Genomic DNA, 23,382 nt, shown 5'->3' on the forward strand with positions numbered 1-23,382 from the left:
GGAGGTTCCAGTATGTTATTTAAACTTTCCATGTCGGGGCTGAAAAGTAAGCTGAAAGATTATATCGTCTTACTTGTCGGTCTTGTCATGTCGATTTCAATTTTTTACATGTTCCAAACGTTAGCGCTGAATAAAGCGTTTATCGAATCTAACTCAGTTATTCAATCAATTGGATTCGTATTCCAAGCAGGTTCATTTTTACTAGCTATTATAACGTTCTTCTATATTTTATATGCGAACTCTTTCTTATTATCTCTTCGTCAAAAAGAGTTCGGTATGTATATGATGCTAGGAGCAAAAAAGCATAAAGTTACATTACTTATGTTTATTGAAACGATCGTATTAGGCGCTGCGTCTCTTGCCATTGGTATTACAGTTGGTGTAGGACTTGCAGAGGGTATCGGACAATTATTAATGAAACAATTAGAATTTGCTGGTGAAGGCTATAAAGCATTTTACCTGCCATCTATGACTGTTACTTGCATCTTCTTCTTTGCGCTATTTGTATTATCAGCAATTATGAACAGTATTAAATTATCACGTATTTCTGTACTGCAACTTGTACATGCAGATGCACAAACAGAACGTGTTGTGGTAAAAGGAAAAATGACAGGTTTAGTTGCATTCCTAGCGGTTATTTTATTAGGTATTGGTTATGCAGCTATGATTAATATGGAAACATTAAGAGAAATGGGAATCCTTATTGCATTAGTTACAACAACAGCAGGTACTTATATGCTATTTGGATCACTCCTTCCAGTTATTATTAAAAAGTTAAAGAGTAATAAAAAGCGTAGTGAAAAAGGACTTAATGCTTTTACATTTGCACAATTAAATTTCCGTATTAATAGCTTAACAAAGGTACTTGCAACAGTAGCGATGTTAGTTGCTCTTGGAGCTGGTGCAATTTCAGGTGGTATGGCATTTAAAAATAACGTTATAAAAACGGTTGATGGATTTGAAATTTACGATTCAATTGTTCATAATCCTACAGCTGAAGAGAAGAAAATTTTAGATGGTATATCATTTAAAAATAAAGCTGAGTACCGTTATAAAGTAGACGACAAATATATTTATTATGTAAAAGAAGATTTAGAGAAACATAAGCCATTTATTCGAGATGGTGTAGGTAAAGAAAGTTTCGGTAAATATAAAGAAGTTTCAGGAGAAGCTCCAGTAGGTACAGTAGCAGGAGTGAGGTCAGAACAAGATAAAAATGAAAAAACAATGCCGGAAGAATGGGATGAGGCATTTAGAACAATCCAACCATATTATATATACCAAGATCGTGCCATTAAAGTTGTAGATCAAAAAATGTACGATACTGTAAATGGTAAAGAAGGAATCGTATTTACTGGAAAAACAGACGATTTCGTAGCATACACAAAAGAATGGGAAAAAATTGACGAGTTGCAGCTAGCTAAATATAAAAATGTAAAAGCTGAGCAAATGAGTAGTAAATATCAAGTGTATGACATGTTCTACGGTGTTGCGAGCGGAACAGTGTTTATGGGCTTCTTCCTTGGAATTGCTTTCTTAGCAATGATGGCAAGCTGTCTTATGTTCAAAATTCTTTCTGGTGCATCAAAAGATATTACGCGTTATCAAATGCTTCGTAAAATCGGTGTACGCCGTGAATTATTAACGAAATCAATTTATAAAGAGTTATTCTTAGTATTCTTATTCCCAGCAATTGTGGGTATCGCTCACGTATTAGTTGGTATGAATATTTTCGGATTTATTTTAGTCGATCCGTACTTCCGTATTTGGATACCAATCGTAATTTTCGTAGTTATTTACACGATTTATTACCTTATTACAGTTCAATTGTATAAAGGAATTGTTCTTCCGAAAGAAGATTAATAAAAAACCGAGCGAAATTGCTCGGTTTTTATTGTTTTCAGAAAAAATACTTTAATGTTACTGAAATATATAATATAATGTAAATAAGTAACGTAATATAAAAGTAGAAGCAGCTGGATAAGGAAAGGAGGAATCCAATCTATAGAAAGAAGCTGAACTTTTATCCCCTATTTCTTTTCTAACCACAACGTATTTGTACAATCGTAAATTTCCAAATTGAAAATTGCTTGGATCACAAAAGTATATTGTGAAAATAATGGATAATACATGGAAATCTCATAGCATGATAAGGTAAAATGGACAACATGATGAGAAAATTACCGTTCATAAGATGAGGAGAATACATGTATGGAAGTTGTAGAGGCATTAAAAGATATAAGCCAAATTGAGGCTATGAAAAAATATTTAAAAGAGCACTCCCAGCGAGACTATCTTTTATTTGTTATTGGAATTAACACAGGATTAAAAATTACAGAACTACTTGGCATGAAATTTGAAGATGTATTAAATGAAGACGGGACTGTTAAAGAGTTTTATTCTCTTCCTGTGAAAGATGAAAAATTTAAACAAGATATTTATTTAAATACAAAAGTAAAAGAAGCGCTTTTAGATTACGTACAATCTATTGGCGTTAAAAGAGAAAATTACGTATTTCAATCTAATAAAACGCCAAATTCAATTACGCGCCAACAAGCGTATCGTGTAATTCATAATGCTGCAGAAGCAGTTGGAGTTGTTGGTAAGATCGGAACGAATTCAATGCGAAAAACGTTTGGATTTCATGCGTACAAAAGAGGGATAGCGATTGCGCTATTGCAAAAACATTTTCATCACGCGACTCCATCAGAGACGCTAAAGTATTTAGGTATCTCAAAGGATGAGACCTTTAAAACGGAGATTGATGTCGATTTATAAAAGCCGTAACTAAAAAAATTAGGAGGCGGAAAATATGAATATTAGAGAGAGTGAACTGCCAGGTATTGGATGTAAGTTTGAAGTGATTACAAAAGGTAATGAAAAGATGGTTATCGTTATTCATGATGATGGCCGAAGAGAAATGTACCATTTTGATGCTGATCATGAGGAGAGTATTTCAAGCGTCTCTCTTCGTGATTCTGAAGCGAGACAAATTGCAGCTATATTGGGCGGAATGGTGTATAGGCCACAAGCTTTAGATACGATTGAAATGGCCTTTGAAGGATTATCAATTGAGTGGTTTAAGGTGGAAAATAATGCACCAGTCGTACAAAAAACAATTGGTAGTTTACATGTCCGAAACACATATAATGTAACGATTATTGCCATTTTGAAAAAGAATATGAAGAAGTTCTTTAATCCAGGCCCAGATTCTATCATTGAAGCTGGCGATATGCTTGTATTATCAGGTGAAAGACATGAAGTAAAAAGAATTATTAATGAGTTGCTTTCAGTAGGAGGGGATTCATAATCGATGGATACTTTAATCTTTGAAGTTGGGACTGCGTTAGTATTAGTCGCTTTTGCAGCTATTCTCGCTGCAAAGTTAAAGTTCTCGATTATTCCGTTTCTCATTATACTCGGTATGCTAGTGGGGCCTCATGCCCCAGATTTAGGGCTTATCGATTTAAGATTTATTGAAAGCGGAGAAGTTATTTCCTTCCTTGGCCGTGTTGGCGTTATATTCCTCTTATTCTATTTAGGCTTAGAATTCTCAATTAAAAAATTAATTAAATCAGGAAAATCAATTGCTTTTGGGGGAACTGTTCATATATCGCTTAATTTTATATTAGGTTTACTTTACGGATATATAATGGGTTTCCCCTTATTAGAAACATTAATTATTGCTGGGATCATAACAATTTCATCGAGTGCAATTGTTGCGAAAGTAATTGTTGATTTAAGAAGATCTGGTAATAAAGAGACGGAACTAATTTTAGGAATCATTATGTTTGACGATATCTTTTTAGCGGTATATTTATCAGTCGTTTCAGGATTAGTACTCGGAGGGGCAACGTCATTTGTAGGTGCTCTCACATCCATTTTAATCGCAGTAGGGTATATGTTACTATTCTTTGTAGTTGCTAGAAAAGCTACAAGGTTTTTAAATAAAATGTTAGATATTTCGTCCAATGAAATTTTTATTATTGTAATATTCGCTATTTTGTTCTTTGTAGCAGGATTTTCAGAAACGATTCATGTTGCAGAGGCGATTGGAGCATTATTACTAGGACTCGTCTTTTCAGAAACGGAGCATAGTGATCGAATTGAACAGCTCGTTGTTCCGTTTCGTGATTTCTTTGGAGCTATATTCTTTTTCAGCTTCGGTTTAAGTATAGATCCATTTTCACTTGGAGGAGCAGTGTGGTTGGCATTAGGAGCAGTTTTTATTACTCTTATCGGTAATTTTACCGCTGGAATGGTTGCGGGGCGTAAAGCGGGATTATCGCATAAGGCTTCTACGAATATTGGTTTAACACTTGTATCACGCGGAGAGTTTTCCATTATCGTCGCGAATATTGGAATTGCGGGCGGCTTAATGGCAACGATTAAACCATTCTCAGCCCTGTATGTTTTAATATTGGCATCGTTAGGACCTTTGTTAACGAAAGAATCTGGGAGAATATATTCCGTATTAGATAAAATATTTAAATGGAGCGCTAAAGAACGTGCGAAGCGAGAAAAAGAAGTTGGATAATATAAATAAGGGGAGACTGTATGAACTTCATACAGTCTCCCCTTATTTATATATTGTTACTGATGTCGTTTTTGTCGGTAAGTCAATATATTTTCAAACAGGGATCAGTATAATTTCATTTACCGATGAACCATTATCTGAATTTCATCAACTATTAATCAGTTGCCTTCCTATTTAAAAACGACTACAATTTTACTGTTATATATATGAACGAAAAAAATAGAATAGGAGGGGAAACTATGCCAAGGAAAGTATGGCTATTAGTAGCTGGGATGATTATTAATGTCACGGGTGCTTCTTTTTTATGGCCTTTTAATACAATTTATTTGCATGATCACCTAGGAAAATCTTTATCTGTGGCCGGAATGGTATTAATGATCAACTCGCTTACTGGTGTAATCGGAAACTTGCTCGGCGGTGTTTTATTTGATAAATGGGGCGGTTATAAATCAACTTTAGTAGGAATTGTTATTACACTTGTATCAATTTTAGGTCTTGTGTTCTTCCACGGTTGGCCGTTATATGTTGTGTGGCTAGCGTTAATCGGCTTCGGTTCTGGAATGGTCTTCCCATCGATGTATGCGATGGTTGGTACGGTTTGGCCAGAGGGCGGAAGACGGGCATTTAATGCGATGTACGTTGGACAAAATGTTGGTATTGCGATTGGAACAGCGTGTGGTGGATTAGTTGCATCATATCGTTTTGATTATATTTTCTTAGCGAATTTTATTTTATATTTTGTTTTCTTCTTAATTGCTTTTATTGGATTCCGTGGTATGGAAGACAAGAAAGAGCCAGGAGTGCAAAAGGAAATCGAAACGAAAAAAGGTTGGTCACTTACACCTGGATTTAAAGCACTTCTGATCGTGTGTGTAGCATATGCTTTATGCTGGGTTACATACGTACAGTGGCAAGGAGCGATTGCAACACATATGCAAGAATTGAATATTAGCCTTCGTCATTATAGTTTATTATGGACGATAAATGGAGCTATGATTGTTTGTGCGCAGCCACTTGTTAGTATGCTAATTCGCTGGATGAAGCGTTCTTTAAAACAGCAAATTATGATTGGAATCTTCATTTTTGCGGCGTCATTCATTGTGTTAAGTCAAGCGCAGCAATTTACGATGTTCCTCGTTGCGATGGTAACATTAACAATCGGTGAATTATTTGTGTGGCCAGCAGTTCCGACGATTGCAAATATACTTGCACCAAAAGATAAACTAGGTTTTTATCAAGGTGTTGTAAATAGCGCGGCGACTGTAGGGAAAATGTTCGGGCCGGTCGTTGGCGGAGCGATTGTTGATTTATACAATATGGAAGTATTGTTTATAGCAATCATGGTAATGCTTGTAGTAGCGCTTATAGCAACGAGCATGTATGATAAACGAGTAAAAGTAGAAGAAACAGTTGAAGAAAAAATTGCAGTTTAGTTTGACGGAACATGTAACATGTTTTAGAATATATTTAAATAAAACAACCTTTAGAACAAGGGAGATAGCTCGGCTGTCTTAAGACGAATTCGTTAGTTATTAAAAGTAACGATTAACCGAGAAGCCCCGCTTTAAGTAAGCTTTTTAGAGATACTAAGTGGAGGGTAGTTCACATTAACTCATATGTGTAATAACAGTGAGAAGGAGTAGTAGTAATAGAAGCTGGTTTAGAGAGTTGACGGTCGGTGCAAGTCAATCCACGTTTCGTTATGAACTCGCCTTTGAGTTGCAGTTGTGAAACTAATAGTAGCAATTGCCGTTAATCCACGTTACGGATCTAAGCGAATGTATATTTTTACATTAATTTAGGGTGGTACCGCGGGAATCTATAACCTCTCGTCCCTTTCTAGGGATGAGAGGTTTTTTGTATTTTGGGCGGTGAAAATAAATAGAATTTCAAGGAGGGTATCTCATGAGCTTTAATCATCAAGATATTGAGAAGAAGTGGCAAGGGTACTGGGAAGAGAATAAAACATTCCGTACGCCAGATGAGACAGAAAAACCAAAATTTTATGCACTAGATATGTTCCCATATCCATCAGGTGCAGGCCTACACGTAGGACATCCAGAAGGTTATACAGCGACAGATATTTTATCTCGTATGAAGCGTATGCAAGGGTATAACGTTCTTCATCCAATGGGATGGGATGCATTTGGTCTTCCAGCAGAGCAATATGCACTTGATACTGGAAATAGCCCAGCTGAATTTACAGAGCATAATATTAATACGTTCCGTAACCAAATTAAATCACTAGGTTTCTCTTATGATTGGGACCGTGAAGTAAATACAACAGATCCAAACTACTATAAGTGGACACAATGGATCTTCTTAAAACTATTTGAAAAAGGCTTAGCTTACGTTGATGAAGTACCTGTAAACTGGTGTCCAGCACTTGGTACAGTACTTGCAAATGAAGAAATCATTGACGGTAAGAGTGAGCGTGGTGGGCATCCAGTTGAGCGTCGTCCGATGAGACAGTGGATGTTAAAAATTACAGCTTACGGAGATCGTCTATTAGAAGATCTAGATGAGCTTGATTGGCCAGAAAGCTTAAAAGATATGCAACGTAACTGGATCGGTCGTTCTGAAGGTGCAGAAGTACACTTCAATATCGATGGTACAGACGAGAAGTTCACAGTATTCACAACGCGCCCTGATACACTATTTGGTGCAACATACTGTGTACTAGCTCCGGAACATGCACTTGTTGCAGAAATTACAACAGCAGAACAAAAAGAAGCGGTAGAAGCTTACATTAACGCTGTAAAAATGAAGAGTGACCTAGAGCGTACAGAACTTGCGAAAGAGAAAACTGGTGTATTCACTGGTGCTTACGCAGTTAACCCAGTAAACGGTGAGAAATTACCAATCTGGATTGCTGACTATGTTCTTGCAACTTACGGAACAGGTGCCGTAATGGCAGTTCCAGCTCATGATGAGCGTGACTATGAATTCGCATCAGTATTCAATCTTCCGATGAAGGAAGTTGTAAAAGGCGGAGATATTACGAAAGAAGTGTACACAGGTGATGGTGCACACGTAAACTCAGCATTCCTTGATGGATTAAATAAAGAAGAAGCAATCGCAAAAATGATTGAATGGCTTGAAGTAACGAGCGCAGGAAATCAAAAAGTAACATACCGTCTGCGTGACTGGTTATTCAGCCGTCAACGTTACTGGGGTGAGCCAATTCCGGTAATTCACTGGGAAGATGGGACAATGACAGCTGTGAAGGAAGAAGAATTACCATTAGTTCTTCCGAAAACAGAAAACATCCGTCCTTCAGGTACAGGTGAATCACCACTTGCTAACATTGACGAGTGGGTAAATGTTGTTGATCCTGAGACTGGTAAAAAAGGTCGTCGTGAAACAAATACAATGCCACAATGGGCTGGTAGCTGCTGGTATTACCTACGTTACATCGATCCAAACAATAGCGAAGCACTTGTAGATCCTGAAAAAGTAAAACAATGGCTTCCAGTTGATATTTATATCGGCGGAGCAGAGCATGCTGTACTTCACCTACTATATGCTCGTTTCTGGCATAAAGTATTATACGATATCGGTGTAGTTCCAACGAAAGAGCCGTTCCAACAATTATTCAACCAAGGTATGATTTTAGGTGAAAACAACGAGAAAATGAGTAAATCAAAAGGTAACGTTGTAAACCCTGATGATATCGTAGCAAGCCACGGTGCAGATACACTTCGTCTATACGAAATGTTCATGGGACCATTAGATGCTTCAATCGCTTGGTCTGAAAATGGTCTTGACGGAGCTCGTCGTTTCCTAGACCGCGTATGGCGTCTATTCGTTCAAGATAACGGTGAATTAAGTGAGAAAATTACTGACGCACCAAATAAAGAGCTTGAAAAAGCTTACCACCAAACAGTGAAGAAAGTAACAGAAGACTATGCAGAGCTTCGCTTCAACACAGCGATTTCTCAAATGATGGTATTCATCAATGATGCATACAAAGCTGAAACACTTCCGAAAGAATATGTAGAAGGTTTCGTAAAAATGATCGCACCAGTTGCACCTCACATCGGGGAAGAGCTATGGAGCAAACTTGGATATAATGAAACAATCACATATGCAAGCTGGCCAATATTTGATGAGTCTAAACTTGTAGAAGATGAAGTTGAAATCGTTGTTCAAGTTATGGGTAAAGTTCGCGCAAAACTAACAATGAGTAAAGACGCATCAAAAGAAGAAATGGAACAACTTGCACTTGAAGCAATTCAAGACCAAATTGAAGGGAAAACAGTTCGTAAAGTAATTGTTGTTCCTGGAAAACTTGTTAACGTTGTTGCAAACTAATTCATTCTAAATAAAAGCTCAGAGCATTTATGCTCTGAGCTTTTTTGTGTAGAAAATAATCTCTGGATCACTTTAGTCTAAGTTTTCAATTATTCCACTACGTATAAATAAAAGAGCGGAATTCCCATACAGACAAACACCTATTTTTCTATAGGAAATATGATAAAAAAGGTAGGCTAAATTGAGTAGAAGAGGTGAAAGGAATGAAAGGGATGGACAATAATGCACCACATGGCTTCTTCGGAGGTGAATCGGATAGTTATGAACAAATGATGTTAATGGGAGGGGCTGGCCAACAAGGATACGGTGGAATTCCGAGCTGGATGGGTGGAGCAGCAGGAGGGTTCCAAACATCGGTAGCTGGCATGCAAACTGGAATGCCTACATCAATGGGGGGCTTTTCGACATCAGGGGGTGGAATGCCTACAGTAACAGGAGGATTTCCGACATCAGTAGCTGGCGTACAGACAGGATTTCCAGTAGGAGCACCAACTACATTTCCTTCTTTCGTTGGAGGAGTGCAGACAGGATTCCCGGTACCGGGAGTGGGTGTTGTAGCTGGAGGAATAGGTGGGTATCCGCAAGTTGTTCACGGTCATCATGGACATCACCATCATCAAGGCCAACATGGTCATCATGGACACCCTCATCACCAAGGTCACCACGGTCATCATGGACATCATCATCACCAAGGTCACCACGGTCATCATGGACATCATCATCACCAAGGTCACCACGGTCATCATGGACACCATCATGACCAAGGTCACCACGGTCATCAACAACAAGTACATCACCACGGTCACCACCACATTCATCCGCAAGCTGTTCTTTATCAAACTCACCAAGGCCATCAAGGCCATCAAGGCCATCAAGGCCATCAAGGCCATCAAGGCCATCAAGGCCATCAAGGCCATCAAGGCCATCACGGCCACCAAGGCCACCAAGGCCACCAAGGTCACCAAGGCCACCAAGGTCACCAAGGTCACCAAGGTCACCAAGGTCACCAAGGTCACCACGGTCAACACGGTCATCAAGGCCAACATGGTCAACAGCACCAACAGCACCAACAGCACCAACAATACCAACAATATCAACAGCAACAATCTTCTCCTTGGGCAGGTGGAATTGGAGCAGGAGCAGCAGGGGCAGCGGCAGGAGCAGCTAGCATTAGTGGAGCAGCAGGACACGCGGGACACGTGGGTCATTAATGAATTGCAGAAAAAAGACATAATAAAAAACTGCTAGGAAATCCTAGCAGTTTTTTTTAGCTTCTTTGCGCTGACGTTCGATTTCAGCACGAAGTTGTGGTTCTGGTGCTTGCCAGCCTTCTGGTTTTAGAATTTTGCCATCGCCTTCACGGAATCGGGGTTTTCCATCAGGGAATAGTTTTGCCATGTTTGCGTTATTTACAATTTCAAATCCTTTATCAGGACGTACGCCCATTTCGGCAAACGTTCCGAATGCAAAGTAAATAAGGTCAATCAGTGCATCGTATTGATCTTCAACAGTCGTTGCTTCTAGAAATTCTTCTAGCTCTTCTTGCATAAAACTTGCACGAATTTTTGCACGCTCTTCTGTTAGTTTTGTTGGAGTATTTTTCACAGGATGTCCGAACTCTTCATGCATTTTTGCAACAAGTTCGAATCCTTTATCTAAACCTTTTTCGTTTGCCATGTTGTTTCATCCTTTCTCGTTTTCTGCCGAATTTCATTGTAACATAAGGTGATTATGAAATGAAAAGAACATCTTATCGAAATAAGATGTTCGCTTGTTATTCTTCTTTTTTTATTAAAAGGGATAAAATAAGATCGATGCCAAAAATACCGACGAGTAACATTGGTATAACGACAAGTAAATAACGTGTGAAGGAAACATTTTTTAAGTATGTATGAGCAAATAAAAAGACGCCGAGAAATAAAATACCATTTAAAATAGGCTTTACTAATTTTTTAGACATAAGCTCCCCCATAAATATCTTCTCTCTCTATTTGATAATAAAAAACTCCTCTCTCCGTTGTATCATGCTGGAGAGAGGAGTTCAATCATTTCTCATTCAATTACACCAGAATTTGTAATGTCTACGGTGTATTTTATAGTAACTGGAACATCTTTGTACATTTGTTTCCACTCCTCTAATTTGAATGGGCGATAATGTTGCTTATATTTAGCTCCTAGCCCAAGAGGATCGACATCTAAAGATTTAAACTGCTTAATTAATTTCTTACCTTGTGTCTCCAATTGTTTTTGAACGACCTTCTCAATCTTTTTTGTGTTCTTAGCATTCTCTAAGTTAATCTGTTTCGATACTTCTTGAATACGAGCCTCAAGTTTAACATGAATGGAAAAGGAAGGCTTACCATTTTTTATTTTTATATCGTATGTTGGAATAGAACGAATATTATTAATCATTACGTACCCAGGATCTGCTTTAAATTCATGTGAATCTAACTTATGTTTTTCTAAAAGTCCTTTGAATATAAACATATCTTTTTCCGCGATTTTACCAACATATTTATCCTTTTTAAAAAGACCAATTCCCGTGATTTTTATTTTATCACCATGTTGCTTTAAAATTGGAATATAGTAGTCTTGCCCTTCTTGATAATAACGGAAAGCTCCTACATGCAGATTATCTGTTGGTAAAGGACCGGTCTCCATATTATGTTCTAGCATTTTTTTTATATAAATTGCAACGTTGGATGAAGTCGTGTACTTTCCTTTTAAGAGTTCAGTACCATTACCTTCAAGTAAAGCAACATATAAGGCATTCCCAATGTTTACATCACGAATTAATGTATCGAAGGAAGCAACCATTCCTTTCTTAGCAATTCGGGTGGTAAATAGAGCAACCCGCATTTGTCCGCTCGCAAATGGTTGAGAAGACTCTAAAGATGTGTCAGCTTTTACTTGTTTTACCGCATTTGCTGTTCCTTCAAAAACTTGAACTTTGTTCCCTTTTTGCTGAATAGGACAAACAAATGTTACCTTTATTTTATTATCTTTTGCTACATCGAAGACAGTTCCTTGGATAAGGTGTACGTCATCGATAATATTTTTTTGTAAACATCCAGTTAGACTAAAGAGTGTTATACAAGAGATAAGTATTAATTTATTTTTGATTTTTTCCATTTTCTTTTCACCCACACAATAATAAATAGAATTGGGATGTATACATAAATGAGCCAAAAGCTTCCTTTTGATGCATTACTAATAAAATTATTAATATCGTGTCTGTTTGTTAAAAGTTGTGAAACAATGAGGGTGATAAACATAAAAGCGATTAAAACACCTCTTTGTTTTACACGGAATATTTCGTGCGTTGCTCTCGTTGCCGCCCACAAAGGTAGAATGAAACTTGTAATAATAACGAGGGCATAAGCTGAAATTGCGATATATTCTAGCCTTTCTATGAATGGTAATTGAATAACTTGGGTCATAGAAAGTTGGGCCCATATCGTTTTTAATAATTGTTTTTCACTAAAAAACGAAAAGGCTAAAAGGGTGCTAAATAAATATAGAAGGTTTGAAAATAGTGCCCCATATTGAGCAAATTTATGAGATTGTTTAGGGTTTTTCACAAATGGATAAACCATGAGGTAAATCTCAAAACCAGTCATACTGTAGATTGACAGTTGAGCGGATTTTAAAATATCTGAAAAAGAATGTGTGAAAATAGGTAGTAAATTCTCCCAATGTGAGTATTTCAAAACAAATAAGCTTAGAAATAAATACCCTAGCGTACCACCAACAGAGATGACGCAAATGCCAGTAATGACACGAAATCCAGAAGAAATGATGTAATAGCTAACTAGGCATAAAAAGAGTGTTAACATAAAGGTGGAGGCAGTTGGGAACATCCATACTTGAATAATTTCAACGTATGTTCGAATAACCGAAATACTGACGATTAAAAAATAAGTTGCAAAGATGATATTAAAGACGTTTCCTATCCACTTTCCAAAGGTTTGTCGTTGTAAATCAATTAAATTCCCGTTTGTTTCTTTTAATAAAAAATACATCATCCATATAAGAATTTGGATACAGAGTCCTGTGATTAGAACGCCCATCCAGCCGTCGTATCCAGCGGCCTTTGCGGTGATTCGAGCAAATCCGAGAACGCCAGCTCCAAACTGTGCACCGTGAATTAAGAAGAAAACAAAGGTAGGAGATATTTGATATTTTTCTTGAACTTTACTCATCAATGCACCTCATCTCTTAATCATCAAAGTCTGATCTATGTTTTGTTGAAATTCCTTTAGCAGCTTTTTTTACATGTTGTGGTCTTGCCTGCACATCTCTTGTATCAATCATTGTTAATGGGAAACGAATCCAAGAATCTTTAACCGATTGTTGTCTTGTCGGATAAAACAAAGCGTACGGCTTGCGTAAGGAAGTAAGTCTAAATAGATGAGTAAATAAAAAGATAAATCCAAGAGAAATACCGAAAAGTCCACCTATTTCTGCAAATATGAGAAACGGGAAGCGTAGTAATCGAACAGCATTACCCATTTTATAAATAGGTGTAATAAAGGAAGCAAGTGCTGATAAGGCAACGATAATTAATAAAATGTTACTCGTTAAACCAGCTTGTACAGATGCTTGTCCGATTACGATACCGCCTACAATACCGAGCGTTTGACCAACTTTCATCGGTAACCTCGCGCCAGCCTCTCTTAATAAATCGATTGCGAGTTCTAAAAAGAGTGCTTCAATTAAAGGTGGGAATGGTACTTGCGCCCTTGATAAAATCAAAGTTTCAAGTAAATCACTTGGAATAAGTTCATAATGATAATTTAAAACTGCAACGTATAACGGTGTAGCACAGATAGAAAATAGAACAGCGATAAGGCGTAAAATGCGTGAAAATGTAGCGTATAACCAAGAGACGTTATAGTCTTCTGGTGAAATGAAAAAATCGAAATAGGATACAGGTGTTAGTAAAACACTTGGAGAACCATCCACAAAAATAGCAATTTTCCCATCAATGAGTGCTTTTGTCACCCTATCAGTACGTTCTGTATTGATATAGAGAGGGAAAATCGACTTTTCACCCATAAGTTCTTGTATATAAGCGCTATCATTAATTTGATCATATTCAAGAGCACGTAATGACTCCTCGAGAAAATCTATATTATCTTTTTCGGCGAGGTTGTCTAAATACATCATGACAACTTTCGTTTTGGAAAATTCGCCGACAATCATTTCTTTTGTTTGTAAATCTAAAACAGGAAGGCGTTTTCGTACTAAATTAATATTCGTATCAATAGCTTCTACAAAGCCTTCTTGTGGACCGATAACTGTTGATTCATTTAATGGAGGGCTTGGTGCCCGGTAAGTATCAATTGCAATGTTTGCAAGCATACACTTTTGATCTTGCTGATTCAATTGAATAATCGCATGTCCCTTTAAAACCATGTCCTCAATTTTTTGTAAGTCGTTCGTAATTGTAATGCCGCTCATCGGAATATGTTCTTTTAGTTGTTCTAGAGAAGCACAGGGTTTCTCTAAAAGAGTGGGCATTAAATATTTCTGTAATTTCTCTCCATCAAGTGAAGGGCGATAGTAAGAAATCCAATAAGGCATCGTTTCATCGTCAGATGTATGGTAATTAATAAAATCACTAGACTTTTTAAGTTTCTCTATTAAATCTTGTAGAGAATGAATACGGTCTTTTTCTGGTTTGGTAAAGTCATAAATACTATTACCTCCAGAGCTTTGTTGCTTACTTTGAGAAGAATCACCTTGTTTAGCACTTTGTTGCTTATCCCGAGAAGAATCATCTTGCTTAGAGTTTTGTTGTTTCTCTTGAGAAGAGTCATCTTGCTTAGAGTTTTGCTGTTTCTCTTGAGAAGAGTCATCTTGCTTAGAGTTTTGCTGTTTCTCTTGAGAAGAGTCATCTTGCTTAGAGTTTTGTTGTTTCTCCTGAGAAGAGTCATCTTGCTTAGAGTTTTGCTGTTTCTCTTGAGAAGAGTCATCTTGCTCGTTATTTTTACCTTTAGTATGTTTCATACTTCTAGTCTGTTCTTTGTTATCGTCATCTGGATTGTTAGACTGCTGCTCCCAGTTATCGGCTTCTTTTGCCTCTGTTGTATTTGATTTTTTTTTCTTACGAAACCAATTCCAAATCATATGTATGCCCTCTTTAATTGTGTAATATAGTGCTATTTTGTGGCTAATTTTGTATATTATTCATTTATTTATGAAAAGAAGGAGGAGATTGGTTTACATAGAAAAAAACCTTTAGTAAGCATTTCATACTATAACGGGGAGAGGGAGAGTCTGTGCAAATTGTAAAAAAGGAGAAGTTTGTTTTAAAAGAATTTACGTTTGAAAATGGTAGGGAAATTCCTGTTCAAATGGGGTACGAGACATATGGTACGTTAAATAGAGAAAGGTCAAATGCAATTTTGATTTGTCATTACTTTAGTGCAACAAGTCACGCAGCGGGGAAATATACAGTGCATGATGAGGAGCTTGGTTGGTGGGATGGGCTCATCGGACCTGGAAAATCAATTGATACAAATAAGTATTTTGTTATATGTACAGATAATCTTTGTAATGTGCAGGTGAAGAATCCATATGTGATTACAACGGGACCGAAATCAATTAATACAGAAACTGGAGAAGAATATGCAATGGATTTTCCGGTTTTTACATTTCTTGATGTAGCTCGTATGCAATATGAGTTAATAAAAGATATGGGAATCGTAAGGCTACACGCTGTAATGGGACCTTCAGCAGGAGGAATGATTGCGCAGCAATGGGCTATTCACTATCCTCATATGGTAGAGCGGATGATTGGTGTTATTACGAATCCACAAAATCCAATTATCACCTCAGTAAATGTAGCGCAAAATGCGATTGAAGCAATTCAACTAGATCCAAGTTGGAAAGATGGAAAATATGGAGAAGAGCAGCCGATAAAGGGGCTTTATTTAGCAAATAGAATGATGTTTATGAACGCGTTTGATGAGCATTTTTATGAAATGACATTTCCTCGTAATAGTATAGAGATAGAACCTTATGAAAAGTTTTCTACATTAACATCATTTGAAAAAGAGATAAATAAAGCGACATATAGAAGTATAGAGTTAGTAGATGCAAATTCATGGATGTATACTGCGAAGGCAGTTTTATTGCATGATATTGCACATGGGTTTTCTTCACTAGAAGAATCTCTTTCTAACATAGAAGCGAATGTACTTATGATTCCGTGCAAACAAGATTTGCTTCAGCCGCCACGTTATAATTATAAAATGGTAGACATTTTGCAAAAACAAGGAAAATATGCGGAAGTGTATGAGATAGAAAGTATAAATGGGCATATGGCAGGAGCATTTGATATTCATTTATTTGAAAAGAAAGTTTATGAATTTTTAAATCGGAAAGTATCTAGTTTTGTGTAGGAAATAAATTATGTGAAAAAGGTGCAATATGTGTAGTAGGCACCTTTTTTTACATGATTTGTAGACGGAATATATATGTAGCGATTGCTATGCCGAAGAACGCTATACTAAGTAATAGAAATAAGAATGACATTTCTTGGGGAGATTTTATCTTTTTATTATTTTGCATACTAAGTGCAATAATTGCAGCGATTAAGAACACAATGCCCATAATGAAAAGAAAAAGCGACATTTTAATCGACTCCTTTCATAAAACAAGTATATTGAGGATACAATGTGCTAGTTATGTTTGTAAAGAATAAGTTTTGCGAGAAAATTGAGAAATAGCTTTTCGATTCTTTGCGTTCTTTCTTTTGCATGCTAAAATTGGTAGAGAATGTTTGTGGAAAAGAAACTAAAGGTTTTATTGTATATAAGGAGGAACTACATATGACAGAAGTTAAAACAATTACTACAGAAGAGGTACAAGTGCGTTTAGAAAATGGAGAAACGTTATTTCTAGTAGACGTAAGAGAAGATGAAGAAGTAGCGGCAGGAAAGATTCCAGAAGCTGTACATATTAAAATGGGCGATATCCCACATAAAGTAGACTTCTTTAATAAAGAGAATGAATATATCTTTATTTGTCGTTCAGGAATGCGCAGTGAAAATGTATGTCATTATTTAAATGAGCAAGGATTTAAAACAGTGAACATGGTTGGCGGTATGCTTCAATATGAAGGTGAAACGAAATAGTTAATAGTTAAAAACTTGAAACGAGTCTGTTTCAAGTTTTTTTCTTTTGCATACAGTATAAAAAAGGAGGAGGAGTAAATGGGGGTTAATTTGCGTAAAGTAAAAATTATTAATAATACAGGAGCTGTTAATGTTGGTGACTGTTATGATATCTCGCCTTTAGCTGTGGCGAAAGTATATGCAGGAGCTGGAGGATCGAGTGCGGCTATTTTTTTAAATGGAAAAAGACAGCCAGAAGCGGTGATTAGAACATCGGTATTTCTTCCGCCTTTGGCAACGAGTACACGTACGTTAGGTTCATAAAGGAAAGGTAGAGTGTAATTATGCCTGCGCATATAAAAGAGTTTGTTATTGTTAATAATACTGGGAATATATTTACAGGTGATAATTTGAGTGATACTTCATTTACTGCTACGAAATCGTATAGTGGTTCAATGGGGTGTACTTGGATTGATGTTGTTACAGTAATAGGGACAGAAACGAAGCTTTGTTTACAGCCGGGAGATTCGGTGACGACGACATATACAAGGGGCACCCCTGCTGGTACTGTAACAGGAACAAATATGGGGCAAAGTGTAAATACATCGGGTATAGCGCAAGCTGTCCCTAATACAGATAATATGGATTCAATTGCAGGACTCCCTTAAGGAATTAAGGGAGTTTTATTTATTTGAAATAAAAATAGTCTTGGAGATTATTTTTGTAAATAGATTAAGAAGAGGTTTATTTATTATGAAAAAGACGGTTTGTAGGTGGTGAAAGTGTGAAGAATCGTGATAATAAAGGGAAACAACAATCTAATTTTAGAATTCCACCAGAACTTATTGGTCCTACTTTTCCTCCTGTTCCAACTGGATTTACGGGTATAGGGATTACTGGTCCAACAGGTCCACAAGGTCCGACTGGACCGCAAGGACCGAGAGGATTTCAAGGTCCAATGGGAGAGATGGGTCCGACTGGACCTCAAGGTGTGCAAGGGATTCAAGGTCCAGTTGGACCAATAGGTGCAACTGGACCAGAAGGGCAGCAGGGAGCACAAGGATTGAGAGGACCACAAGGAGAAACTGGAGCGACAGGACCTCAAGGTGTGCAAGGGTTACAAGGTCCGATTGGTCCAACGGGAGCGACTGGGGCACAAGGTATACAAGGGATACAGGGATTGCAAGGGCCAATTGGAGCGACAGGACCTGAGGGACCTCAAGGAATTCAAGGCGTCCAAGGGTTACCGGGTGCAACTGGTCCACAAGGAATACAAGGAGCACAAGGGATACAAGGAACACAAGGACCGAGTGGAAATACAGGTGCAACCGGAGCAACGGGTCAGGGGCTAACAGGTCCGACTGGAATAACAGGCCCAACTGGGATAACTGGACCATCTGGAGGACCTCCTGGCCCGACGGGGCCAACTGGTGCGACAGGTCCGGGTGGCGGACCGAGTGGGAGTACAGGTGCGACTGGAGCAACGGGGGATACTGGGACTACAGGAAGTACAGGTGTAACAGGAGCAACGGGAACTACAGGTCCGACTGGAAGTACGGGAGCACAGGGCTTGCAAGGAATACAAGGTATTCAAGGGCCAATTGGCCCAACAGGTCCAGAAGGACCGCAGGGGATTCAAGGTATTCCTGGTCCGACAGGAATAACTGGTGAACAAGGAATCCAAGGGGTTCAGGGGATTCAAGGAGTAACAGGAGCAACAGGAGATCAAGGTCCACAAGGTATACAGGGGACTATAGGACCTCAAGGAGCGACAGGGGCAACAGGAGATCAAGGTCCACAAGGTATTCAAGGAGTACCAGGTCCATCAGGAGCAACAGGACCACAAGGTGTTCAAGGGATACAAGGTCCGATGGGTGATATAGGACCAACAGGTCCAGAAGGCCCAGAGGGACTTCAGGGCCCGCAAGGAATACAAGGAGTGCCAGGACCAGTTGGAGCAACGGGTCCAGAGGGTCCTCAGGGGATACAAGGTATTCAAGGACCGGTAGGAACAACAGGCCCACAAGGTCCACAAGGAATACAGGGAATACAAGGTGTGCAAGGGATAACGGGAGCAACTGGAGTACAAGGAGCAACTGGAATTCAAGGGATACAAGGGGAAATAGGAGCAACGGGTCCAGAGGGTCCCCAAGGAGTGCAAGGTGCTCAAGGGGAGATTGGTCCAACAGGTCCGATGGGTCCCCAAGGTGTGCAAGGAGTACAAGGAATTCAAGGAGCGACGGGCGCACAAGGAGTGCAAGGTCCACAGGGAATTCAAGGAATCCAAGGTCCGACGGGGGCAACAGGAGATACAGGAGCAACAGGTGCGACAGGGGAAGGAACTACAGGCCCAACTGGAATAACGGGAGCAACAGGGGTAACGGGACCTTCTGGAGGACCAGCAGGACCGTCCGGCCCAACAGGGCCATCAGGTCCGACGGGAGTAACTGGTCCATCGGGTGGACCACCTGGCCCGACAGGAGCAACTGGTGCGACAGGAGTAACAGGGGATACTGGTGCGACAGGCTCAACTGGAGTGACAGGAGCGACAGGAGAAACGGGAGCAACCGGAGTGACAGGGTTACAAGGTCCTCAAGGAATACAAGGTGTGCAAGGAGATATTGGTCCAACTGGTCCGCAAGGGATACAAGGTCCGCAAGGGATACAAGGAGTAACTGGTGCGACAGGAGATCAAGGACCACAGGGAATCCAAGGCCCGCAAGGAATCCAAGGTCCAACCGGTCCCCAAGGAATTCAAGGGGAACAAGGCCCTCAAGGGATTCAAGGAGCAACCGGAGCCACGGGAGCACAAGGCCCACAGGGGATTCAAGGAATTCAAGGGATCCAAGGTCCGACCGGTCCTCAAGGCCCAACAGGAATACAAGGGGTACAAGGAGAGATAGGTCCAACCGGTCCTCAAGGTGTGCAAGGATTGCAAGGTCCTACAGGGGACACAGGGGCAACGGGAGCGCAAGGTCCCCAAGGAGTTCAAGGGATACAAGGCCCAACGGGAGCTACAGGAGCAACAGGAGCGACAGGTCCACAAGGAATTCAAGGCCCGCAAGGAATCCAAGGCCCAACAGGGGCTACAGGAGCAACAGGTTCCCAAGGACCAACTGGAAATACAGGTCCAACAGGTTCACAAGGAATACAAGGTCCAACTGGTCCAACAGGAGCTGGAGCAACCGGAGCAACAGGAGCGACCGGGGCGACTGGAGTCAGTACAACTGCAACATATGCATTTGCGAATAATACATCAGGAAGTATTATTTCTGTTTTGTTAGGTGGCACGAATATTCCGTTACCAAACAATCAAAATATTGGACCAGGAATAACCGTTAGTGGTGGAAATACTGTATTTACAGTTGCGAATGCAGGAAACTATTATATAGCCTATACAATTAATTTAACGGCAGGATTACTTGTAAGTTCCCGTATAACTGTAAATGGCAGTCCGCTTGCGGGAACGATAAACTCTCCGGCAGTGGCTGCAGGTTCATTTAGTGCAACAATAATCGCTAACTTGCCTGCTGGAGCTGCAGTTAGTTTACAATTATTTGGAGTAATTGCGTTGGCTACATTATCTACGGCAACGCCAGGGGCTACTCTAACTATTATTAGATTAAGTTAATAAGAAGAAAACCTTGGGGCTTTTATGCTTCAAGGTTTTTTATCTCGTTATTTGTACGTAATCTAATTGGTTAGGAAAGTTTCACTTTATTCCCTTGAGCAAAAACATCGCAGTTCGAAAATATATTATAATAGAATGAAAAGAAAGAAATTTGGCAGAAAGGGAGGGTGGCGATGCAGGAGATGGTTAAAGATTTTTTTGGACGCCCACTTCAAGATTTACGTATATCTGTCATTGATCGTTGCAATTTTAGATGTACATATTGTATGCCGGCGGAAATATTTGGGCCAGATTATGCTTTTTTGAAAGATGAGTTTTTACTAACTTTTGATGAAATTGAGCGTTTGGCAAAATTATTTGTTAACATCGGTGTACGAAAAATTAGAATTACTGGCGGTGAGCCACTGCTTCGTAAAGATTTAACAAAACTGATTGCACGTCTCGTGAAAATTGATGGGCTAATAGATATAGGGTTAACGACAAATGCTATCCATTTAACGAAACAAGCGAAGGCATTAAAAGAAGCTGGATTACATAGAGTGAATGTTAGTTTAGATGCGATAGATGACGACATATTTAGGAATATTAATGGTCGAAATATTAATACGAAACCGGTGATTAAGGGAATTATAGCATCTAAAGAGGCGGGGCTGGAAGTAAAGGTAAATATGGTTGTGAAAAAAGGGATGAACGATCATCAAGTACTTCCGATGGCTGCGTATTTTAAAGAGCAAGGAATCACGCTTAGGTTTATTGAGTTTATGGATGTTGGTAGTACAAATGGGTGGAATTTTGATCAAGTGGTTACAAAACGAGAATTGATTGAGATGATTCATAAGGTGTATCCGCTTGAGCCAGCTGAAGTCCATTACTTTGGTGAAGTTGCGAAGCGATATCGGTACGTTGGAACAAATGTTGAAGTTGGTTTTATTACATCTGTTTCTGAGTCATTTTGTGCCTCTTGTACGAGGGCAAGAATTTCGGCAGATGGAAAGTTTTATACGTGCTTATTTGCGACAGAGGGTTTGAATGTAAGAGAACTTCTTAGAGGAAATCTTTCGGATGAGGAGTTATTAAGTGTTATACAAGATGTATGGATGAATAGAAAAGATAGGTATTCGGATGAACGGACAGAAGAAAGTGCAAAAAATCGTCCGAAAATCGAAATGTCTTATATAGGAGGATAAGAAAGGGGGCTATCGCATGCAGGAGCGATATTCAAGACAAATATTATTTTCTGGTGTTAGAGAAGAAGGACAGAGAAAAATAAGAGAGAAGCATGTGCTTATTATTGGTGCTGGTGCTCTCGGTGCGGCAAATGCAGAAGCGATTGTTAGAGCAGGTGTTGGAAAAGTAACGATTGCTGATCGTGATTATGTAGAATGGAGTAATTTACAAAGACAACAACTATATACGGAAGAAGATGCAAAGCAGTATAAACCGAAGGCGATAGCGGCTGCAGAACATTTACAAGCGATTAATTCTGAGGTGGAAATAAATCCAGTTGTGACGGATGTAACGGTGCAAGAAATGGAAGAGCTAGTGCGTGATGTAGATTTAATATTAGATGCGACAGATAATTTTGAAACGCGTCTTCTTATTAATGATATTTCACAAAAGTATAATATTCCGTGGATATATGGTGGGTGTGTCGGAAGTTACGGAGTAACGTATACAATTTTACCAGGGAAAACACCGTGTTTTCGCTGTTTAATGGAGCATCCGGCGAGCGGAGCAACATGTGACACAGCTGGTATTATACAACCGGCAGTACAATTAGTAGTTGCGCATCAAATTACGGAAGCGCTGAAAATATTAGTAGAAGACTTTGGGGCGCTTCGTGAAACGATGTTATCATTTGATCTTTGGAATAATCAACAGATGGCATTTAAAGTGAATAGGCAGAAAAAAGATACTTGTTTATCTTGCGGAAGGTTACGTACATATCCGAGTTTAACATTTGAAGCACAAACAAAAACAGAAGTGTTATGTGGGCGAAATACAGTACAAATTCGCCCGGGTGTGCGGAAGAATTTTAATTTAGAAGAAATTAAAAAGCGCTTACAAAGAAGTGTAGAGATAAAGGCGACACCTTATCTATTATCATTTCCGGTAGAAGAATATCGTTTTGTTTTATTTACAGATGGCAGGGCGTTCATTCATGGGACGAATGATATGAATGTAGCGAAAAGTTTATATGCAAGATATATAGGCTGAACCTAAAGGAAATCCTTTAGGTTCAACGGAGAGAGGATTATGAATTCCTCGTATAATCTCCACTTTTTCCACCTGTTTTTTCAAGTAAGTATGTTTCGCCGATAATCATACCTTTATCGACAGCTTTACACATATCATACACAGTAAGAGCGGTAGCGGAAGCAGCTGTTAAAGCTTCCATTTCAACACCGGTGCTACCTTCTGTTTTAACTTTTACTTCAATGAGTAAACGATATTGTTCTTCTGATTGTTTCCAATCAAAAGAAACGTCAACACCTTTTAATAATAAAGGATGGCACATTGGGATAATATCAGAAGTTCGTTTCGCAGCCATAATGCCTGCGATTTGCGCAACTGCTAATACGTCACCTTTCCCAATTTCATTGTGAGAGATTTTATCGTAAATTTCTTTCGTAACGACAATGCTAGAGCACGCAATTGCTGTTCGAACGGTTGCTTTTTTGTCGCTTATATCAACCATTTTTGCGCGTCCTTGGTCATTAAAATGTGTAAATGAAGACATGGAATTCCTCCTTGAAGTAATTTCTATTGAATACATA

General features: G+C 38.9%; 21 protein-coding genes and 1 other annotated feature. Of the genes, 14 read left to right on the forward strand and 7 right to left on the reverse strand.

Annotation, left to right across the window (positions count from 1 at the left end):
• Positions 1 to 12 precede the first annotated feature (12 nt).
• The 7 genes from MHI28_RS23260 to MHI28_RS23290 all read left to right on the forward strand — a co-directional run bounded on the left by MHI28_RS23260 (position 13) and on the right by MHI28_RS23290 (position 10,062).
• Positions 13 to 1,863 carry an FtsX-like permease family protein gene (locus tag MHI28_RS23260; protein ID WP_000897785.1) on the forward strand — a complete coding sequence of 617 codons (1,851 nt, stop codon included), beginning with the start codon at positions 13 to 15 and terminating at the stop codon, positions 1,861 to 1,863.
• A 348-nt stretch (positions 1,864 to 2,211) separates the two neighbouring features.
• Positions 2,212 to 2,778: a tyrosine-type recombinase/integrase gene (locus MHI28_RS23265; protein WP_000454200.1), complete on the forward strand. Its 567-nt coding sequence runs from the start codon at positions 2,212 to 2,214 to the stop codon at positions 2,776 to 2,778.
• 34 nt (positions 2,779 to 2,812) lie between these two features.
• Entirely contained in the window at positions 2,813 to 3,310 is a 498-nt protein-coding gene (locus tag MHI28_RS23270) for a cation:proton antiporter regulatory subunit (protein ID WP_001026053.1), read from the forward strand.
• Between the two features lie 3 nt (positions 3,311 to 3,313).
• Positions 3,314 to 4,537, forward strand: coding sequence for a cation:proton antiporter (locus MHI28_RS23275; protein ID WP_000380177.1), 1,224 nt, complete (start codon positions 3,314 to 3,316; stop codon positions 4,535 to 4,537).
• Positions 4,538 to 4,776: 239 nt separating this feature from the next.
• Entirely contained in the window at positions 4,777 to 5,970 is a 1,194-nt protein-coding gene (locus MHI28_RS23280) for an MDR family MFS transporter (protein ID WP_001137549.1), read from the forward strand.
• 187 nt (positions 5,971 to 6,157) lie between these two features.
• Positions 6,158 to 6,377, forward strand: a binding site (T-box leader).
• Positions 6,378 to 6,442: 65 nt separating this feature from the next.
• Complete coding sequence (gene leuS, locus MHI28_RS23285; protein WP_000009441.1) at positions 6,443 to 8,851, forward strand: leucine--tRNA ligase; 2,409 nt, start codon at positions 6,443 to 6,445, stop codon at positions 8,849 to 8,851.
• 203 nt (positions 8,852 to 9,054) lie between these two features.
• A complete protein-coding gene (locus MHI28_RS23290) occupies positions 9,055 to 10,062 on the forward strand; it encodes a hypothetical protein (protein ID WP_340828306.1) in 1,008 nt (335 codons plus the stop codon).
• A 43-nt stretch (positions 10,063 to 10,105) separates the two neighbouring features.
• Here MHI28_RS23290 and MHI28_RS23295 read toward each other — a convergent pair whose 3' ends face one another.
• The 5 genes from MHI28_RS23295 to MHI28_RS23315 form a co-directional block, all read right to left on the reverse strand.
• Positions 10,106 to 10,528 carry a hypothetical protein gene (locus tag MHI28_RS23295; RefSeq protein WP_001262633.1) on the reverse strand — a complete coding sequence of 141 codons (423 nt, stop codon included), beginning with the start codon at positions 10,526 to 10,528 and terminating at the stop codon, positions 10,106 to 10,108.
• A gap of 97 nt (positions 10,529 to 10,625) precedes the next feature.
• Positions 10,626 to 10,811: a hypothetical protein gene (locus MHI28_RS23300; RefSeq protein ID WP_000038780.1), complete on the reverse strand. Its 186-nt coding sequence runs from the start codon at positions 10,809 to 10,811 to the stop codon at positions 10,626 to 10,628.
• Between the two features lie 92 nt (positions 10,812 to 10,903).
• A complete protein-coding gene (locus MHI28_RS23305) occupies positions 10,904 to 11,983 on the reverse strand; it encodes a Ger(x)C family spore germination protein (protein ID WP_340828307.1) in 1,080 nt (359 codons plus the stop codon).
• Positions 11,959 to 13,053 (reverse strand): spore germination protein, encoded by a 1,095-nt coding sequence (locus MHI28_RS23310; RefSeq protein ID WP_000049080.1) that lies wholly within the window; start codon positions 13,051 to 13,053, stop codon positions 11,959 to 11,961. The genes MHI28_RS23305 and MHI28_RS23310 overlap by 25 nt, the downstream gene beginning before the upstream one ends.
• A gap of 16 nt (positions 13,054 to 13,069) precedes the next feature.
• Positions 13,070 to 14,983 carry a spore germination protein gene (locus MHI28_RS23315; protein ID WP_326271540.1) on the reverse strand — a complete coding sequence of 638 codons (1,914 nt, stop codon included), beginning with the start codon at positions 14,981 to 14,983 and terminating at the stop codon, positions 13,070 to 13,072.
• Between the two features lie 152 nt (positions 14,984 to 15,135).
• Between MHI28_RS23315 and MHI28_RS23320 the strand changes: the two genes are divergently transcribed.
• A complete protein-coding gene (locus MHI28_RS23320; RefSeq protein WP_001167619.1) occupies positions 15,136 to 16,260 on the forward strand; it encodes an alpha/beta fold hydrolase in 1,125 nt (374 codons plus the stop codon).
• Between the two features lie 49 nt (positions 16,261 to 16,309).
• Here MHI28_RS23320 and MHI28_RS23325 read toward each other — a convergent pair whose 3' ends face one another.
• Positions 16,310 to 16,492, reverse strand: a complete 183-nt coding sequence (locus MHI28_RS23325) for a hypothetical protein (RefSeq protein WP_000051780.1) — start codon at positions 16,490 to 16,492, stop codon at positions 16,310 to 16,312.
• 197 nt (positions 16,493 to 16,689) lie between these two features.
• Here MHI28_RS23325 and MHI28_RS23330 point away from each other — a divergent pair, with 197 nt between their 5' ends.
• The 6 genes from MHI28_RS23330 (at position 16,690) to MHI28_RS23355 (ending at position 22,822) form a co-directional block, all read left to right on the forward strand.
• Complete coding sequence (locus MHI28_RS23330) at positions 16,690 to 16,995, forward strand: rhodanese-like domain-containing protein (protein ID WP_000141224.1); 306 nt, start codon at positions 16,690 to 16,692, stop codon at positions 16,993 to 16,995.
• 78 nt (positions 16,996 to 17,073) lie between these two features.
• Positions 17,074 to 17,298 carry a spore germination protein gene (locus tag MHI28_RS23335; protein WP_000538719.1) on the forward strand — a complete coding sequence of 75 codons (225 nt, stop codon included), beginning with the start codon at positions 17,074 to 17,076 and terminating at the stop codon, positions 17,296 to 17,298.
• Between the two features lie 20 nt (positions 17,299 to 17,318).
• Complete coding sequence (locus MHI28_RS23340) at positions 17,319 to 17,642, forward strand: hypothetical protein (protein WP_001110864.1); 324 nt, start codon at positions 17,319 to 17,321, stop codon at positions 17,640 to 17,642.
• A gap of 116 nt (positions 17,643 to 17,758) precedes the next feature.
• A complete protein-coding gene (locus tag MHI28_RS23345; protein WP_000796062.1) occupies positions 17,759 to 20,605 on the forward strand; it encodes a BclA-related collagen-like exosporium protein in 2,847 nt (948 codons plus the stop codon).
• A 173-nt stretch (positions 20,606 to 20,778) separates the two neighbouring features.
• Entirely contained in the window at positions 20,779 to 21,792 is a 1,014-nt protein-coding gene (gene moaA / locus MHI28_RS23350) for a GTP 3',8-cyclase MoaA (protein WP_340828308.1), read from the forward strand.
• Positions 21,793 to 21,808: 16 nt separating this feature from the next.
• Positions 21,809 to 22,822, forward strand: coding sequence for a molybdopterin-synthase adenylyltransferase MoeB (locus tag MHI28_RS23355; RefSeq protein WP_001158115.1), 1,014 nt, complete (start codon positions 21,809 to 21,811; stop codon positions 22,820 to 22,822).
• A 37-nt stretch (positions 22,823 to 22,859) separates the two neighbouring features.
• Here the strand turns inward: MHI28_RS23355 and moaC are convergent, their stop codons facing one another.
• Positions 22,860 to 23,345: a cyclic pyranopterin monophosphate synthase MoaC gene (gene moaC, locus MHI28_RS23360; RefSeq protein WP_000094146.1), complete on the reverse strand. Its 486-nt coding sequence runs from the start codon at positions 23,343 to 23,345 to the stop codon at positions 22,860 to 22,862.
• Between the last annotated feature and the right edge of the window lie 37 nt (positions 23,346 to 23,382).

It is taken from the genome of Bacillus sp. FSL K6-0268, assembly GCF_038005425.1.
Lineage (GTDB): Bacteria > Bacillota > Bacilli > Bacillales > Bacillaceae_G > Bacillus_A > Bacillus_A thuringiensis_S.